The organism is Qipengyuania gaetbuli (genome assembly GCF_020524765.1).
GTDB classification, from domain to species: domain Bacteria; phylum Pseudomonadota; class Alphaproteobacteria; order Sphingomonadales; family Sphingomonadaceae; genus Qipengyuania; species Qipengyuania gaetbuli_A.
Map to the genome: position 1 here is coordinate 198028 of NZ_JAIVLR010000001.1, position 16569 is coordinate 214596.

Consider the following 16569-nt stretch of genomic DNA (forward strand, 5'->3'; position numbering starts at 1 on the left):
CGTTCCCCTACGACAGGATCTTGTCGACCCAGCGGGCGATCAGGCCCGCCCCATCGGTCGTTCCGTCGACATGGTCAAGCATGCGGGGGGCCTTGGCCCCTTCCCGCCCGTCCTGTCGCGGTCGCGGCGGCAGGTACTTGTTGACCGGTTTCGTCAGCTGTTCGGGCATGAGGTCGTAGCCGCCCCTTGCAGCGACGAGGCGTGACACTTCGCTATCCGGATCGCCAAGATCGCCGAAACTGCGCGCGCCTGCCGGGCAGGTCGATACGCAGGCGGGCACGCGGCTCTCCTCGGGGAGGTTCTCGTTGTAGATCTTGTCGACGCAGAGCGTACATTTCTTCATCACGCCCTGGTTCTCGTCATATTCGCGCGCGCCATAGGGACAGGCCCAACTACACAGCTTGCAGCCGATGCAAATATCCTCGTTGACCAGCACGATGCCGTCTTCCTCGCGCTTGTAGCTCGCCCCTGTCGGGCACACGGTCACGCAAGGCGCATCCTCGCAATGCAGGCAGGACCGTGGGAAATGGACGGTCTGGCCGCGGCCCGCGTCATCGGTCGTCTCGTAGGTGTGGACGCGGTTGAACCAAACGCCGTCCGGCTTCTTGCCGTAGGGGTCGTAATCAGTGAGCGGCGCGGACTTCGCCCCGGCGTTCCATTCCTTGCAGTTCACCGCGCAGGCGTGACACCCGACACAGATGTCGAGATCGACGACGAGGCCAAGCTTCTTGCCAGTAGTCTCCGGCAGGCTGGTCATGTCCCGTCATTCCCCCGGTTACCGCGCCCATCCCTGATGCCGTCGATCCAGCCGTGATTGGCGTGGCGCTGGCCGATAAATTCCTTGAGTACGGCCTTCCCGCCCGTCCCGTCACCCCTGAGGTCCGCGCCAAACTCCAGCGGGCCGTCCTGTCTCGAGACGTACTGTCCTACGGGCTCGAAAACGGGATAAGCTTCACCTGCCTCCTCCGCCGTACACTTCCGCAAGCGGACGCGAAGATCGTACCATGCGGCCTGGCCGGTCACCGGGTCGGAATTGGAATAGGCCTTGTCGCCCTTCTCCGGCAGCAGCTTATCGGTGATGATGTGATTGAGGAGGAAGCCGCGCGTCATCTCGGGGCTGTCCTTGTCGAGGCCCCACGCGCCCTTGCGCTTGCCGATCGCGTTCCAGGTCCACACGACATCGGGGTTCACGCCGGTTACGAGCTTCACCTGCGCCTTCACCCGCCCGCGGCCGTTTTCGATCCAGACCCAGTCGTCGTCCGCGAGGTCATGCTTCGCTGCAAGGTCGCCGTGCATTTGTAACTTGTTCGCGCTGGTGATCTGCCTCAGCCAAGCGTTTTGGCTGCCCCAGCTGTGATACATGTGCATCGGCCGCTGCGAGAGCGCGTGGACCGGGAAGTCTTCCCCGCCCTCCTCGCGTTCGAGGAAGGGCTGGTACCAGATGGGCAGAGGGTCGAAATAAGTGTCGATCCGTTCGCGATGCTCTTCCGGCGGCTGGATCTGGCCGTGCCCGCGCGCCGCCAGGCGGAATTTCTGCAAATCCTCGTTGTAGAGCTGGAAAGTGATCGGGTCGGTCGAACCGAGCCAAGCCATTTTCTTCGCATAGGCGAGGTATTCGCGGTTCGCGTATTTCATGAACTGCGCCGAAAGCGGCAGTTCCTCGTGCCAGAAGCACCCGTTCTCGATGTAGCGGTCCAGTTGGTCGGGATTGACCGCGCCGACGCCAGACTTGCTCCCGTCCTCGCCGCGCCAGCCCGATAGCGGACCGACGCCGGGCGCGCGTTCGTGGTTGACGATATAGTCCTCGTAGCCGCCCGGAAATTTCGGCGATCCGTCGGGATTGGTCATGCCGGGCAGGCCCAGCCGAGCACCCAGATCGAGCAGGACCGTCTGGAACGGGCGCACATCGCGATCGAGCGGCAGGACCGGCTGGCGGATCGCGTCCCCGCCGCCATGGGCAGACGAGATCGGCCGGTCGAGCATGGAGATGCAGTCCCACCTCTCCAGATAGGTCGTGTCGGGCAGGATCAGGTCGCAATAGGGCACCGTCTCCGACCAGAAGGCATCGGAGTAGATGATCTTCGGGATGACGTATTCACCGTCCTCGCACTTCTTCGTGAAATAGCCGAGCGTGTCGGGGATATTCATCGAGCTGTTCCAGGCCATGTTGGCCATGAACATGAACAGCACGTCGATGCCGTAGGGGTCCTGGGTCGCGGCGTTGTGCAGCACCATGTGCATCATGCCGTGCAGCGCCAGCGGGTGCTCCCAGCTGAAAGCCTTGTCGATCCTCAGCGGTTCGCCATGCTGGTCGACAATCAGGTCTTCGGGCGATCGCGGGAAGCCCAGCGGGGGGCCGTCCAGCGGAACGCCCGCCTCCGCCTTGGGCCATGCCGCCTTGACGCCGGGCGGGATCGGCTTGGGGAACGGCGCCTTGTACCGCCAGCCACCCGGACAATCGACCGAACCCAGCAACGCCTGCAGGATGTGGATGGCCCGGCAGGTGTGGAAGCCGTTCGAATGTGCCGAAATTCCGCGCATGGCATGGAAGGACACGGGCCGGCCGACGAAGCGGTCGTGGTGGCGCCCCCAGGCATCGATCCACGGCTCCTCGATCACGAGTTCCTTCTCAAACGCCGTCTCGGCGAGCTCTGCGGCAATGCGGCGGATCGTGTCCGCCGGAATGCCGGTCGTCTCTGCAACCGCATCGGGTGAGAATTCGGCGTCTAGGTACCGTTCCGCGAGCAATTGGAAAGACGGAACGACGCGGCGGCCATTGACCTCGCGCTCGCCCGCAAAGGCCGGTTGGATGTGCGCAGCATTGGCCCTGATCGCCCTGCCCTGCTCGAGGCACCAGGCAAGCGGTGCGCCATCATCTTCGTGCCGCAGGAACAGGCCGTCATCGGCAGCGCCCGGCTCGTTGATGACCAGCCACGGGGCATTGGAATATCGGGCAAGGCTCGCCCAATCGATCTTCTCTGCCCGCAGCAATTCGTGGATCAGCGCGAAGACGAATAGCCCGTCGGTCCCCGGTCTGATGCCGATCCATTCGTCGGCGATCGCCGAATAGCCGGTGCGCACCGGATTGACCGACACGAACTTCGTGCCGGGCCGGGTCTTCAGATTGCCGAGGCCGAGCTTGATCGGATTGCTGTCATGATCGTCGGCCACGCCGAACATCATGTGGTAGAGCGTGCGCTCGTAATCGGGCTCGCCGAATTCCCAGAATGCCCCGCCCAGCGTGTAAAGCCCGCCCGCCGCCATGTTGACCGAACAGAAGCCGCCGTGGGCTGCGAAATTGTGCGTGCCGAACTGGCTGGCCCACCAGCCGGTCAGGGATTGAGACTGGTCACGCCCGGTGAAGAAGGCAAGCTTGGCCGGATCACGCTCGCGAACCTCGCCCAGCCACTCGGTCGCCAGTTCCAGCGCCTCGTCCCATTCGATCTCGCGGAATTCGCCCGATCCCCTCTCCCCTGTGCGAAGCAGCGGCTTGGTCAGCTTGGCCGGCGCATACTGGTGCATGATGCCCGCGCTACCCTTGGCGCACAACACACCCTTGTTGACCGGATGATCGGGATTGCCCTCGATATAGCGGATCGTGCCGTTCTTCAGATGGACCCGGATACCGCAGCGGCAGGCACACATGTAACAGGTAGAGGTCTTCACCTCGTCGGCCACCTGCGGCGACAGGGCCACGTCCTCGCGGACGGTCTCGAAGGGGTTAAAGCCCATCTCTCTCCCACGGCTCGCGACTTGTTTTCATATCACGAGTTCCTAATACAGCTATTGCAGGGCCGGTTTCGCGACGCAACCGCGAATGGCCCGGTTGTCAGACGCGCGCGTGATGCCCGCAGCCAAGGAGCCGCCAGGTGGATCTTCCGCTTGAAATGATGCAGGAAAATGCGGGCCGCGCCGTCGCGCTGCTGAAGTCGATGGCGAACGAATCTCGGTTGATGATCCTGTGCCAGCTGTCGCAAAAGGAAATGACGGTCGGCGAATTGGCGACCAAGATCCCGCTATCGCAATCGGCACTTTCGCAGCACCTGAGTGTCCTGCGCCGCGAAAATCTCGTGAAGACCCGGCGGGAATCGCAATTCGTCTGGTATTCGATCGATAGCGAGGACGCGAAGGCCGTAATCGGCACGCTCTACGACCTGTTCTGCGCGCAATGCGAAACGGACGCCGGTCAGGCTTCGGCCTGATCCCCGCGCCCACCCCGCTCACATCCGTTTCTCTATCCGGTTGGCGCCGAGGTCTGGCGTCGACATGGTGCCGTGCGCAACTGCATCTGGCGCGAGCGTCTTGAACGCATCATACTGCGTCAGGAATATCTTGCCGCTCAGCTTGTAGAGGAAGTGGGTGCGCGACAGCCGGTCGGTGACGGGTCCCTTCACTTCGGACAGGTGCATGGTCACCCCAGCATCGCCCAGCCGCTCGTTGAGCGCCTCCAGCACTTCCAGTCCCGATGCGTCGATGAAATTCACCGCCGAGCACATCAGGACGAGGTGCTTTACCTCCGGATTGTCGGCAATTTCGCTGAGGACGAATTCCTCCAGCCAGCGCGAATTGAGATAGGTCAGGGATTCGTCGACGCGAATGGTGAGGACCCGCGGATCGCACAGGACCTTGTGCCGGCGCACATTGCGGAAATGCTCCGTATTGGGAACCTGCCCCACCACCGCCGCGTGAGGCAGCGAGGAATGCCAGACGAACAGGGCAAGGCTGGCGAGCACGCCAACCAGCACGCCCGTTTCCACCCCGTCCACGAGGGTAACGAGGATGGTGGCGGCGATCGCGATGAAATCCCGCTTGGAATAGCGCCACAGCTCGACAGGCTTGTGCAGGTCCACCAGGGTGAGGACTGCCACAATGATCGTCGCCGACAAGGTCGCCAGCGGCAGGTAGAACAGCAGCGGCGTCAGGAAAACGGTGGCCAGCGCGATGCCGATGGCCGTAAAAGCCCCTGCAGCCGGCGTTGCTGCGCCGGCGTCGAAGTTGACCACCGAGCGTGAAAAGCCTCCGGTCACCGGAAAACCTCCGGACAGCGAGGAAGCGAGGTTCGACGAACCGAGCGCCACCAGCTCCTGGTCGGGATCGATGCGCTGCCTGCGCTTCGCGGCAAGCGTCTGTGCGACGGATACTGACTCGACGAAGCCGATGATCGAGATGAAGGCGGCTCCGACCAGCAGTTCCGACCAGAGCCCCGCATCGAAGCTGGGCAAGGCGAACGGTGGGAGGCCGACCGGGATGTCGCCCACGGTCCTGACACCGCGCTCGTCGAGGCCCAGCAAGGCTACGGCTGCGGTCGTCACGACGATTGCCAAAACCGGGCCTGCCTTGGTCGCGACGCCTGCTCTACCTTCCTTGAGGCCGAGCTTCATCAGGGTAGGCTTAAGACCCTTTCGCACCCAGACTAGGAAGGCTGTTGCGCCTGTACCGATCGCCAAGGTGACGAGGTTGGTTTCCCCGACATGCGAGGAAAGCGACAGCACGATTTCGACCAGCGTTTCGCCCTCTGCCTTCACGCCCAACAGGTGCTTGAGCTGGCTGGCGGCAATGATGATCCCGCTTGCCGTGATGAAACCGCTGACGACCGGATGCGACAGGAGGTTGGCCAGGAAGCCGAGCCGCAACAGGCCCATCGCAGTCAGCATCAGCCCGGAAATTGCTGCCAGCGCGATGGTCGCGGCCAGATATTCGGCAGTACCGCCCGCAGCGACCTTTCCTGCCACTGCCGCGGTCATGAGAGAGACCACGGCCACCGGCCCGACCGAAAGCGTGCGGCTGGTACCGAAGATGGCATAGGCGATCAGGGGCAGGATCGAGGCATAAAGCCCGACGACCGGCGGCAGGCCCGCCAGCAGTGCATAGGCGAGGCTCTGCGGGATCAGCATCAGCGTGACGATCACCGCCGCGATGAGGTCGCTGGACAGCGTGACCCTGTCGTAGGTGCGCCCCCAGTCGAGTATGGGCAGGTAGCGCTGGGCGTGCTGGCGGGTCAGGCGCATCGCGCCGCCTGTCAACGATCCGTTCCCGGTGCCGGGAGCCTTGCTACCCATTCAACGCACCGCCGGTCAGAGGTTCGGACGCATCGAAGCGAGGTCGTATCCGGCCTGCGCCGCGATACCGATCCGCTCGTCCGGCGTCAGCCCGTCCGGATTTGCAAGCATCCAGAGGATGGTGGAGCGCCGGCCGCTGCCGCAATAGGCCAACACCTTGCCCTCGGCAGACTCCAAGATGTCGCCCTGGAACCCAACTTTTTCGGGCGTCAGCGTGTCTGGGGTTACAGGGTTGTTGTGGAAGGCGAGGCCAGCCGCACTCGCCGCCGCAGCGATAGCGTCGGCGGAAGGCTGGTCGGGGCTTTCGCCGTCGGGACGGTTGCAGACGATAGTCGTGAAACCTCCGTCCTTGGCGGCCTGCACGTCCTCGGCCGTAATCTGGCCGCGAACGCTCAGGCGATCGGTGAGCTTATTGGCTTGCATGGGCAGGTGCCTTTGCTTTCTGGTCGAAGAGCACGCGATGCATCAGCATCCCGGCCAGCAGGCTGGCGCAGAATACCACTGCTTCGAGCGGGGCGATGGCGAGGATTGCAAAGCCGGGTCCCGGGCACAGGCCGGCAAGGCCCCAGCCCACGCCGAAAAGAGTCGCGCCGCCCACCAATTGCGGGGTCAGGTCGGTCCTGTCGGGCAGCGAGAACTTCGGTGCGAACAGCGGATGCGCCATACGGGGCACGAAACGCCATGCGATCGCCATGACCAGCACTGCGCCGCCCATGACGAAGGCCAGCGTCGGGTCCCACGCACCGAAGATGTCGAGGAACCCGCGAATACGCGCAGGGTCGGTCATGCCGCCCAGCGCGAGGCCTGCGCCGAACAGGGTACCGGAAACCAGCGGAGGTAGATGCGTGCGGATCATCACAGAACTCCCATTACGGCCACGGTCGCGATACCCGCGATCATGAAGGTTGCCGTTGCCACGAGCGAACGCTGCGACAGGCGGCTGACACCGCAGACGCCATGCCCGCTGGTGCAACCACTGCCGAGACGCGCGCCGAAACCGACTAGCACACCTGCAACAGCGAGCAGCGGCAGGGGCACGAATTCGGGATCGAACCCGCCCTTCAGCGTTGCCACCAGGAACGCGCCGAGCGGCAGGCCGATGACGAAGGTCCAGGCGCTCGACCAGGACATGCCGCTGTCGTTGATGCCGAAGGCTCGCCCGACAATGCCGGACACGCCGGTGACACGGCCCGCACCGAGCAGCATGAGCGCTGCAGCGAGGCCGATGAGCAGGCCGCCCGCCAGGCCGGCGAGCGGGGCTGCTTCAGGGAAGCCGGGGAGGATCATACCGCGTTCACCGGGATCTTGATGTAACTCACGCCATTATCCTCCGGCTCGGGCAGGCGCCCGCCGCGAATGTTCACCTGCACGCTGGGCATGATCAGCTTGGGCATGTCGAGCGTCTTGTCACGCGCGGTGCGCATCTCGACGAATTCGTCCTCGCTGGTGCCTTCCTTGACGTGCACGTTCTCGCGCTTCTGCTGGCCGACCGTGGTTTCCCAGGCATATTCGTCGCGGCCAGGTGCCTTGTAATCGTGGCACAGGAACAGGCGCGTGTCCTCGGGCAGCGACAGGAGCCGCTTGATCGACTGGTAAAGCTGGCGCGCGTCGCCGCCCGGAAAGTCCGCACGGGCGGTCCCGAAATCCGGCATGAAGATGGTGTCGCCGACAAATGCGGCATCACCGATGATGAAGGCCATGTCCGCCGGCGTGTGACCGGGAACATGCAGCGCAATGCCCTCTAGCGTGCCGAGCTTGAACGTCTCGCCGTCATCGAACAGATGATCGAACTGCGAACCGTCGCGCTGGAAATCGGTGCCTGCATTGAACAGCTTGCCGAAGACTTCCTGCACGCGAATGATCTCGCGCCCGATGGCGAGCCTGCCGCCGAGCTTTCCCTGCAGATAGGGCGCTGCCGAGATGTGATCGGCATGGGCGTGCGTTTCGATCAGCCAGGTCACGGTCAGGTCGTTCTTGGTGACATATTCGATGATGAGGTCCGCCGAACCGTTGGAGGTACGGCCTGCAGCAGCATCGTAGTCGAGCACCGAGTCGATGATCGCCGCCTCGTTGGTGGCGGGATCGTGGACGACGTAGCTGATCGTGTTGGTCGCTTCGTCGAAGAACCCTGCAATAGAGGGCCGCAGCGCCTTGTCGTCGAGCGCGCGGCGGATCTGGGTCGTGGCGTTTTCCATAACGGTATCGTGGGTAGACATGGTCTCTAGCTCCCTAATATGAGCATTATCTAATATACTCCGCGGGGATGTCAATGTTCCCGGGAAAACTCGTTGGCAGAAAGCTCGTAACCTCCAATGAGAGCGCATAACTTGTCGTTTGGTCGGACTTGCGCCAGCTTCCGGTCAGGGGTCGATGTATTCGAAAGGAGGAAACAGGATGGGGATCAAAAGCATTAGTGCGGTCATGGCATCCGCAGCGCTTGCCGCACCGGCGCCACTGTATGCCGGAACTTCAGCCGATGTGCCGGCAGAGCTGCAGACCAAAATCGACGAGGCCGCCTCGGTTTGTGGGGAAATGGACGGCGGCACATTTGCTATGGAAGACACGGCGATCCAGCGCGTCGACCTCGACGGTGACGGCGACGAGGACTGGGTGCTGAACGAATCCGCCTTCGCCTGCTCCACCGCTGCCTCGATGTATGGAGGCACCGGCGGGACCATGTCGCACTTCCTCATCGACGACAGCCTCGCCTCCATGCTGACCCAGGGTTGGGGCATGGCGAAGCTGGGCCCACACACGGTCTTGCTGGCAGACGTCCACGGTTCGCAATGCGACGGGATCAACCCGACCCCGTGCGTGACCGCCAGCGTGTGGGACGCCGAGGAAAAGGTCTGGCGCTCTACCGGCGCCAGCTGGGAGTAACTCCCGACCCCTGCGATTTCGGCCGGGTTAGCCGGCTCTGTCAGCTACTCGGCAAATTCACAGAAGGTTGCACCATACTCGGCCCGGTCTAGTCCGGCCGCTTCGGCATCCGCTTCGGATGGATAGCGATTGCCGTCGGCATCGCAGACCTCGAACGCTTCAGTTTCCTGCGCGGCCGGTGCTTCAACCTCGGCTGCAGCTGCGGCGACCTCTTCCTCGGCTTCAGGCTGCGCGGGCGCACCGCAAGCCGCTACGAGAAGCGCGCCGACCACGGCACAGCTCGTTCCATACATCATCTTCACTGTCTTTCTCCCTGTTCCCCTTCAACGACCCAATTTCCAGCCTACAGCCTCACTCGACACGGTCAAACCGGACGCTATCGGTGCCGCCGGAGATACAAAGAAAGTCAGTTCACCGATAAGCGCGCCGTCCACCTGACGCGCCAGACGGCAGTGATCTTCCGCGCGAGGCTCGACGGTTCCTGGGACCTCAATCCCACCGACCGGAGGCGCGGTAGCTGCCGGAGGGCTCGACCCCCTACTCGCGCGCTACTCCTGGTGCGCTTCGTGGTAGTGGCGCCTCAGCCAATCGGATCCGTAGTCATTCGACGGGTCGCGCATGATCGAATGCACGTGATTATGCGCTCCGTCGCCGGACGGTTCACGGACATAGTCGATCAGCACTGACGGGCCCTGCACCCTGAACATGTAGCGGCCTCTCGGCTGGTCGGTGGGCCCCCACCAGGCAAATCGCAATGTGTCCGGACCGTCGGCACCGATCGACGCGCGTTGCCGCGCGGCCGCCTCATTCGACGCATCGCCGAGATATTCGTCGAGCAGGTCTTCCAGCAGGCGGCGCTGCACCAGGTTGAGGTCCGAGGCCTTTATCCCGAAGGACTGCTGGTGGTTTTCCTGTTTACCTGGCCCGGCAAAGACAGCGGCATCGACCTCTGCTGCCACGACGGCTTGCGCCAGTTGATCGTCGTCGAGGGATCCGAGCAAGGCCAACGCCCTGTCGGATTCATGCTGGAGCAGTTGCCAGCCTGCGTAGCGCCCCTCCTGGACAACCTGGGGATTGGCACCGAGGAACATCGGCGTGAACGCGATCTTGCCGCCGGACACGGTGAAGTTGACGGCGAAATGATGTCCCGTCACCAGCCAACCCCATTCGTCACCCCGGGCGTCGCCGAACACGGAGACGAAATACTTTTCGCTGTCGTAATTGTCGGCAAAGCCCAAAGCCTGGGCCTTGCGCGGATCGGTGTCCGGCATAGCCCCTACCATCGCGTCGAACATCGCCCGCAGCACGTCCTCGTGCCACATGATCGTCGCCGACTTGAGGTAACCCTGGCTCGACAGGGCCGACGCCATCATGGCGTGAAGCGCGCGGCGCTGTTCGGATGACATTTCCGCTACGACCAGTCCTGATCTCGGCGCCATGCTGACAGGCAGGTTGGACCAGCTTGTCCTGGTGGCATTGTCGTCCAGCGTGCTGCTCGCCTTTTCGCGTTGTTCGTCGGTCAGTGTGCCGAGAAATGCCAGCGTGGCTCCCTGCATGTCCGCCACCCGCATCGCTTCCAGTTCAGGGACAACCGGGTCGTGAGCCTGCGCCTGCATCGCAGGGAGGACCAAGGCGGAAACAGCAACGGCATAAAACAAGGATCGCGCGAAAGCACTCATAACCAAATCTCCCCCGGACCCGAGGGAAGACTATGACAGTCGAGCGCCAAGCACAAATCTTGAGGAAATCCGGTGGCAGAGGAATAGCTAGGCAGCCATTCCTGCCTGGTTCCCGCGTTCAAGCCACTGCCTGAAATCCGACGGCAACTTGGCCATCGCTTCCTCGTAGAGCGCGAGGTCTTCCTCATCCAGGACGCCAACCCAGCGCCGGTTCGTGCCCTTGTGGATGAAAGTATCCGCCCCTCCCTCGAAGGCGAAGGAGATACCCTCGCCCACCACCTTGGACGGGTTCTTCTTGACCTCTTCGAAAGTGCAACGGCGAACGACGTCCGGCCAGTTCTCCTCGGCCACGTCGATGTCCAGATACGCGGCAATGCGCCTCATCTCGCCTTCGAGATCGGCTCTAAGATCGTTGAAGTGGACCATCAGGATATTGTCCATCTCGCGATGGTTCCAGAAGGTGAGCGCGTAGCTCAGATGCGACCAATAGGGGTAGCCGCCGATCTCCCAATCGAACCAGCTGCGGGTGATCCAGTCCCGCCACATCTCCTTGATATCGCCGCCGAAACGCGGGAACTCGTCGCCCACTCTCCCGGGGGTCGAATTCGCCGCCATGTAGAACGCTTCGGTGTGGTTTCCCCAATGGTTGAGGAGCGACATGAAGACGTCCCGAGGATCACGGCTGACGCAGATGTACTTGGCTTCGGGGAAACAGGGCAGGCCGTCGAGCGGGGTATGCGTCTTGATGAATCGCCGGTGTTCCTGCGCTTCCAGCTGGCCGAGCACCAGTTCAAGCGGGAAAAGCCTGAAATCCAGCCACGGCGACAAATCGGATGCAGGCGCCGGCATATCGTCGTGCGGAAACAGGAGGTTTGCGACGATGGTCTGCATCAGCGTCGTCCCGGCCTTGTAGGACGTGGCTATGATGATGTCGTTGTCGCGGGGGTTGAACCAATTCCACCTCGTCGAATCCAGGTGGTGGTTCTGATATACGCGTGTCTTCGCTGGTTGATTTGCCAATAGAGCCTCCTCCCAGCGACCCTGACAGGTTGGCTACACCTGCCGGTCGCATCTTGGCAAGAAGTGGCGTGTCACCGCGGATTTCTGGGAAATCGCAACGGAGGGAGGCTCGCCGCCCCGACCTTCGAATTTGATCGATTTATTGGAATGACCGGCAACAATTGCCTCGGAGACGCCTTTTACAACCCAACTCGAACACGCTTCTCTGTTGTCTGCAGTGATGTTAGGTCTGTCCAAAATCAGGGGGAGACGGGGAATGGGCAAGGAAACTCCTGGCCGCAGATCGAGCGGCTTCTTCGCGACAAGCGCACTTTTGATTGCCGCTCTGGTTCTGCTGAGTTTTCCGGCCACCTACTTCATTCCCCTGGCAACAGGCAGCAAGCAATTCACGCTTTTGCGCCACCTGCACGGGTTGGCGTTCTTCGCCTGGGTTGGGCTCTTCGTGGTGCAAACGCAGCTGGTAAGAACAGGCAAGGTGACGCTGCACCGCGAACTCGGCATGGCAGGGGTCGCGCTTGCCGGAGCGATGTTGCCGCTCGGCATATGGCAGACTGTGCAAGCGGCAGGCGAACGACAGGCCCGCGGCGTTGAACAGCCGTTCGAATATGCGATCTACAACTTGGTCGATATCACGGTTTTTTGCATCGCGTTTGCCTGGGCCATCTTCGAAGCGACGCGGCGAGTTGAGTGGCATCGCCGGCTCATATTCGTGGCATTCCTGAACCTTTTCGCACCAGCCTTTTCACGAATTAGCTGGATGACCGTGATCCCGTTTCCATGGTCGGACATGATACCGGCATTGGTAGGCGATGCAGTTCTGATCGCGCTTGCCATCTACGACAAGCGCAAGCTTGGCCGGATCCACCCCGTAACCCTCGGGGCGATGACGATCCTGATCCCGGTGCATGCAATTTCGCCACTCATCGCCCGCACGGACTGGTGGAACTCGATTGCGCCGTTGCTGTTCGGATTTTGGTAGCGGAGGAGGGACTAGCCTCCTGTGCCCAGAAAATCGCAGAAATCCGCCACTTCGTGGACCCCTACCCTACTCCTTTTGACCCGGTTTTTGTACCACCGCAAGTACTGATCGAGGTCTGCCGTCGTGGCAATTCACGCAGCGAAATCCTACTCACCGAAACGGTAGACGGAAAATCCGGGGGGTACCATCAGCTCTTGCCGGAGGGACCCACTGGCATGCCCAGTGGCATTTGCTCTCTGAACATTGCCGCCCCCTTTCCGGGCTTCACGTGATAAAGGAGCGAAATGGCGAAGATCGATAAAGCAGAGGCAGGCAAACGCCTCATTGTCGCGGCTATTAAAATGGTCGAGCGTGGGGATGAACCATTAGCAAGTCACTTAGTCGCCACCTCAGCTCTGAATGTCCTTCGCGACCTTATCACCCACAGGGGTCAGGAGTATGTCACCGAGATTGTGAAGCGGGGAATGTTTAGCCTCGCGGAGGCGCAGTCGAAGGGCCTACCACTAGGCTTCGAAGTTCCCGAGGAACTTGCCGGAGTGATTGAAAAATTGTCTGAGGCAATAAGGGAAGGCAAGGTAACGAAGGCCGAAGAGCTCACCTTCGAACACGAAAAGCCCTGGGAGATGCTGGCGTATCTTCTCCGACCCACAAACTTTGTGAAGCATGCTGATCGCGACCCAGACGCGACAATCGATGAAGAAGAGGTCGATCCTGAAGATGCCATCGGTCAGGCTCTGGCGGCGTATTCGATGTTGCGGCCCGATGATCAACTTCCTGAGGAAACCGAGGAATACCTCAAACGCCGAGGCTTTATTTAAGGCGTCCGCTTTCTCATATTGATTGCGACGCCTGCCAAGAAACCACCGATCCCCGGTAGGCCGCAAGCAGTCAGGATCGCCAAAATCGTGGCGGAGACCGTGTAGGGCACCGGGTCGTCTCTTAAGGCACGCGCTGCTCTCTTGGCGAACCTCGCCGCATCTGTAGCCAAACCATCATTAAAGGCTTCTGTCAGACGTCCCTCATCAGCCGCTTCGATGAGTTCACCGAGCACGCTGTGCAAGTTTCTGAGCTCCGCGATGGCTTCTTCTATTTCATCGCGTTGAGGCCCCCCATTGTGTCCTGGCTCATCTAGGGTCGCCAACAGATGCGCCACCGCCTGCTGCGCCACAGGCATGAGGGTCCTAACGGCGGCTACTCTCTCGGTAGGTTTCGTCGCGCCTGTCCATGCGGAACTGCTGTAAGAAGCACGTCCGTCGCTGATGACATCGGCTGTCTCTTCTGACCCCATTTCCGCGAACAGCCACGTCTTTTCGGCCTCGTAGAGCAGCGGTTCAAATTGTCGGCGGATTTCCTGCCTTCGCGGCTCCCATTGTGGCGATAAGCTCTTGAGGGAAGGCCACATAACAGCGAGGTCGCGATGTCGACGAACAATTGAGGGGACGTAGCTCGCGTATGAACTCTCACTCATCAGGAGCTCGCGCAAGAATTGATACTCGCGCTCAGCTTCAGGGCCACGTTGCCCTTCAGCTGCTTGGAGTACGATATCCTGCAGCCGAAGTAACGCCTCAAGATCGTCATCAAACGGCCCAAACTCGTTTTCGTCGGTTTGAAATTTCATCAGGATGTTCTTGGCATGAAAAGTCGACAACCACTAGCCGTCGACGGGGCCCACAACTTGTACCTTTCGGACCTAGTGTCCCAGCCTGGTTCGGGATGGTCGAAAAGATACCATTAGGGGTTGTGGCCCATGGCCATTTGCGACAGGTACCTTCCCGTCCATCAGCGAGGCCCAAATGACCCACCGTATCGCCTATTATCGCGTTTCAACCCATGACCAGTCGATCGACGCTCAGCGTGAAGCCTTGGGCGGCAGCTTCCAAGAGGAGTTTATCGACGAAGGGATCAGCGGGGGCACTCTCGCTGCCGACCGGCCCGGCTTCAGCAAACTCCTCGCTCATGCCCGAAAGGGTGATGCCGTCCACGTCTACTCCATCGATCGGCTGGGGCGCGATGCGCTCGACGTGCAGGCGACGGTCAAGCACCTCCTCGACAAGGGCGTGACGGTCGACGTACGGGGCCTCGGCCCCATCTCGGGAGACGCTGGCAAGATCATCGTCGCTGTGCTGGCCCAGATGGCCGAGATAGAGCGCAACCGGATCAGAGAGCGCTGCGATGCAGGCCGAGCAGCCGCCAGGGCTTCCTTGGCAGCCACAGGGAAGACCCACAGGGGCAAGGCGAGCTTGGGGAGACCTATGGCCGCTGACGCTTCCGAGGTTATATCTTGGCGCAAGGAGCGGAAAGCCAGCATCCGGCAGACTGCGGAGCACTTCGGGATCAGCCCCACGAGCGTGAAGCGGTACTGCGCGGACGCTCTGGCCGCCTAGAGCCGTTCAGAAAATAATCGGGCAGGCTGAACGGCGCTAAGGCCGCTGTGGAGCCCGTGTTTTCGCATCTGGCGGCCAATCAGGCAGTGACGTAGTCGCCCTCGCCCACAGCAGCGCATGACCAAGACCGAGGGACCGTTGCTCCCTTCAGGAGACCACCCGTGCCTTCGACCAACCTGCCCACCCTCAAGACCGCAAGGGAAAACGCCTGCCTTGTTTCCTTGATGGGGAATGCACGCTCACCAGCAGCCCGAGCCTTCGTTCAGCAGCTCCTTGATGAGGTGATCCTGCCGCGTCGTGGGCTCTCTGAGCGGAAGAAGCAGGTGGGCGACGCGACCCTGGACAAGCTCAGGACAGCTACCACAACATTGCTGGCAGACCTGATGAACCTTGCTCGCCCTTCTCGGCGTACGACTGGTCCACTCGCGGCTGCCCATGGGATGTCGCGTAGCCACTTCCCTTCGGCAAAGCTCGGCTTCGGTTATGACATTTTTACAGAAGTCGTCAGGGCCTTAGAAGCTGAAGGGCTACTGGTGCGGCGGGTCGGCTATCCGCGCTGGGGAGCACCCGAGGGTGAGAAACACGGCGTGGCAACCTGCTTCCACATGACCGATCAGTTGATTGGGATGACGGCGGCGGCTGGTATGATCGTGGGTGATTGGGAAACGCACTGGACCCTGAAGCCAAGAGTGGTCGCGGCGGACGGCAAGCGGCTCGAGCTCCGTGCTAAGCGCCAGACCAGGTTCGGCGACAAGTTACCATCAGAGGAACTCCCCTTCGAACTTAGCGACCCGAGGGTGGCGGAGCTTGATACTCAGATTGAGCGGATAAACCAATTCCTGAACAGTCAGAACGTCGACGGTCTGTCTTTCCAAGGCCTGCGTCGCATCTTCAACAATGGGGACCAGCCAGACTTCGCTTGGAACAAGGGCGGGCGCTACTACTCGATCCGTGGCGGGGACGCCTACGAGCGGTGGAGCGCGGATCAGAGGCAGGAGAAGATCAGCATCAATGGAGAGAGGGTGGTGGAGGTAGACCTCAGAGCCTCCCACCTTACGTTGCTTCATGCCCTCGCTGGTGAGCCATTCGATCCTTGTGATGACCCTTATAACGTAGGAGATCTCCCAAGGGTTGTGGTGAAACTGTGGGTGGCACAGGCTGTCGGAGCATCGAACCCTGTAGCCCCCAGATGGTCCAAGACTTCGCAAGCCCACTACGAGGCAGAGCGTCGAAACCAGCGGCTGCAGGACGAGTTTCCGATCCGCGAGGTGGCGGCTGCCGTGAAAGCGAAGCACCCACTCCTCATTGACGTCGGGCACCTCGGGTACTCCACGCTCGACCTCCAGTACCACGAGGCTGAAATCCTGCGGGTCGCGATGGAAAAGCTCATGTTTGCTCAGGGTATCCCAGTCCTGCCGATCCACGACGCCCTGATCGTTCCTCGGTCGCGGACCGTGGAGGCCGAACAGTCCCTGAAGGATGCCTTCAGGGAGTACTTGGAGGGGGTGACAGGAAAGACATGCCTTATGGTGCCGAACGTCACCCTCAAGGACAGCTAACGACCCCAG

At 61.6% G+C, this 16569-nt stretch carries 17 protein-coding genes; 6 read left to right on the top strand and 11 right to left on the bottom strand.

What is annotated here, in order from left to right:
* Positions 1-7 precede the first annotated feature (7 nt).
* Positions 8-757 (bottom strand): 4Fe-4S dicluster domain-containing protein, encoded by a 750-nt coding sequence (locus LC083_RS01010; RefSeq protein WP_319003409.1) that lies wholly within the window; start codon positions 755-757, stop codon positions 8-10.
* Entirely contained in the window at positions 754-3732 is a 2979-nt protein-coding gene (locus tag LC083_RS01015) for a molybdopterin oxidoreductase family protein (protein ID WP_226698818.1), read from the bottom strand. Before LC083_RS01015 ends, LC083_RS01010 begins: the two co-directional genes overlap by 4 nt.
* Before the next feature lie 137 nt (positions 3733-3869).
* Between LC083_RS01015 and LC083_RS01020 the strand changes: the two genes are divergently transcribed.
* On the top strand, positions 3870-4202 hold the full coding sequence (locus tag LC083_RS01020) for an ArsR/SmtB family transcription factor (RefSeq protein WP_224830715.1): 333 nt from the start codon (positions 3870-3872) through the stop codon (positions 4200-4202).
* A gap of 18 nt (positions 4203-4220) precedes the next feature.
* Here the strand turns inward: LC083_RS01020 and LC083_RS01025 are convergent, their stop codons facing one another.
* Genes LC083_RS01025 through LC083_RS01045 form a run of 5 tightly spaced genes read right to left on the bottom strand, consistent with a single transcriptional unit; the run spans position 4221 to position 8254 of the window.
* Positions 4221-6059 (bottom strand): SulP family inorganic anion transporter, encoded by a 1839-nt coding sequence (locus tag LC083_RS01025; RefSeq protein WP_226698819.1) that lies wholly within the window; start codon positions 6057-6059, stop codon positions 4221-4223.
* Positions 6060-6074: 15 nt separating this feature from the next.
* A complete protein-coding gene (locus LC083_RS01030) occupies positions 6075-6482 on the bottom strand; it encodes a TIGR01244 family sulfur transferase (protein ID WP_226698820.1) in 408 nt (135 codons plus the stop codon).
* Entirely contained in the window at positions 6469-6915 is a 447-nt protein-coding gene (locus tag LC083_RS01035; protein WP_226698821.1) for a DUF6691 family protein, read from the bottom strand. Before LC083_RS01035 ends, LC083_RS01030 begins: the two co-directional genes overlap by 14 nt.
* Positions 6915-7346, bottom strand: a complete 432-nt coding sequence (locus tag LC083_RS01040; protein WP_226698822.1) for a YeeE/YedE family protein — start codon at positions 7344-7346, stop codon at positions 6915-6917. The genes LC083_RS01035 and LC083_RS01040 overlap by 1 nt, the downstream gene beginning before the upstream one ends.
* Entirely contained in the window at positions 7343-8254 is a 912-nt protein-coding gene (locus tag LC083_RS01045) for an MBL fold metallo-hydrolase (protein WP_226699996.1), read from the bottom strand. The genes LC083_RS01040 and LC083_RS01045 overlap by 4 nt, the downstream gene beginning before the upstream one ends.
* A 199-nt stretch (positions 8255-8453) precedes the next feature.
* On the opposite strand from LC083_RS01045, the gene LC083_RS01050 reads away from it, so the two are divergent.
* A complete protein-coding gene (locus LC083_RS01050; RefSeq protein ID WP_226698823.1) occupies positions 8454-8939 on the top strand; it encodes a hypothetical protein in 486 nt (161 codons plus the stop codon).
* Positions 8940-8983: 44 nt separating this feature from the next.
* Here LC083_RS01050 and LC083_RS01055 read toward each other — a convergent pair whose 3' ends face one another.
* The 3 genes from LC083_RS01055 to LC083_RS01065 all read right to left on the bottom strand — a co-directional run bounded on the left by LC083_RS01055 (position 8984) and on the right by LC083_RS01065 (position 11638).
* Positions 8984-9241, bottom strand: a complete 258-nt coding sequence (locus tag LC083_RS01055) for a hypothetical protein (RefSeq protein WP_226698824.1) — start codon at positions 9239-9241, stop codon at positions 8984-8986.
* A gap of 246 nt (positions 9242-9487) precedes the next feature.
* Complete coding sequence (locus LC083_RS01060; protein ID WP_226698825.1) at positions 9488-10618, bottom strand: DUF3500 domain-containing protein; 1131 nt, start codon at positions 10616-10618, stop codon at positions 9488-9490.
* An 87-nt stretch (positions 10619-10705) separates the two neighbouring features.
* The gene (locus tag LC083_RS01065) at positions 10706-11638 is read right to left on the bottom strand and encodes a sulfotransferase domain-containing protein (RefSeq protein WP_226698826.1); all 933 of its coding nucleotides are present in this window, start codon (positions 11636-11638) and stop codon (positions 10706-10708) included.
* 256 nt (positions 11639-11894) lie between these two features.
* On the opposite strand from LC083_RS01065, the gene LC083_RS01070 reads away from it, so the two are divergent.
* Positions 11895-12617, top strand: coding sequence for a hypothetical protein (locus LC083_RS01070; RefSeq protein ID WP_226698827.1), 723 nt, complete (start codon positions 11895-11897; stop codon positions 12615-12617).
* 284 nt (positions 12618-12901) lie between these two features.
* Positions 12902-13435: a hypothetical protein gene (locus LC083_RS01075; protein ID WP_226698828.1), complete on the top strand. Its 534-nt coding sequence runs from the start codon at positions 12902-12904 to the stop codon at positions 13433-13435.
* Here the strand turns inward: LC083_RS01075 and LC083_RS01080 are convergent.
* Positions 13432-14235 (bottom strand): hypothetical protein, encoded by an 804-nt coding sequence (locus LC083_RS01080; protein WP_226698829.1) that lies wholly within the window; start codon positions 14233-14235, stop codon positions 13432-13434. The genes LC083_RS01075 and LC083_RS01080 overlap by 4 nt on opposite strands.
* A gap of 175 nt (positions 14236-14410) precedes the next feature.
* On the opposite strand from LC083_RS01080, the gene LC083_RS01085 reads away from it, so the two are divergent.
* Positions 14411-15001: a recombinase family protein gene (locus LC083_RS01085; protein WP_226698830.1), complete on the top strand. Its 591-nt coding sequence runs from the start codon at positions 14411-14413 to the stop codon at positions 14999-15001.
* A gap of 161 nt (positions 15002-15162) precedes the next feature.
* Positions 15163-16560, top strand: coding sequence for a hypothetical protein (locus LC083_RS01090; protein WP_226698831.1), 1398 nt, complete (start codon positions 15163-15165; stop codon positions 16558-16560).
* Positions 16561-16569: the final 9 nt, after the last annotated feature.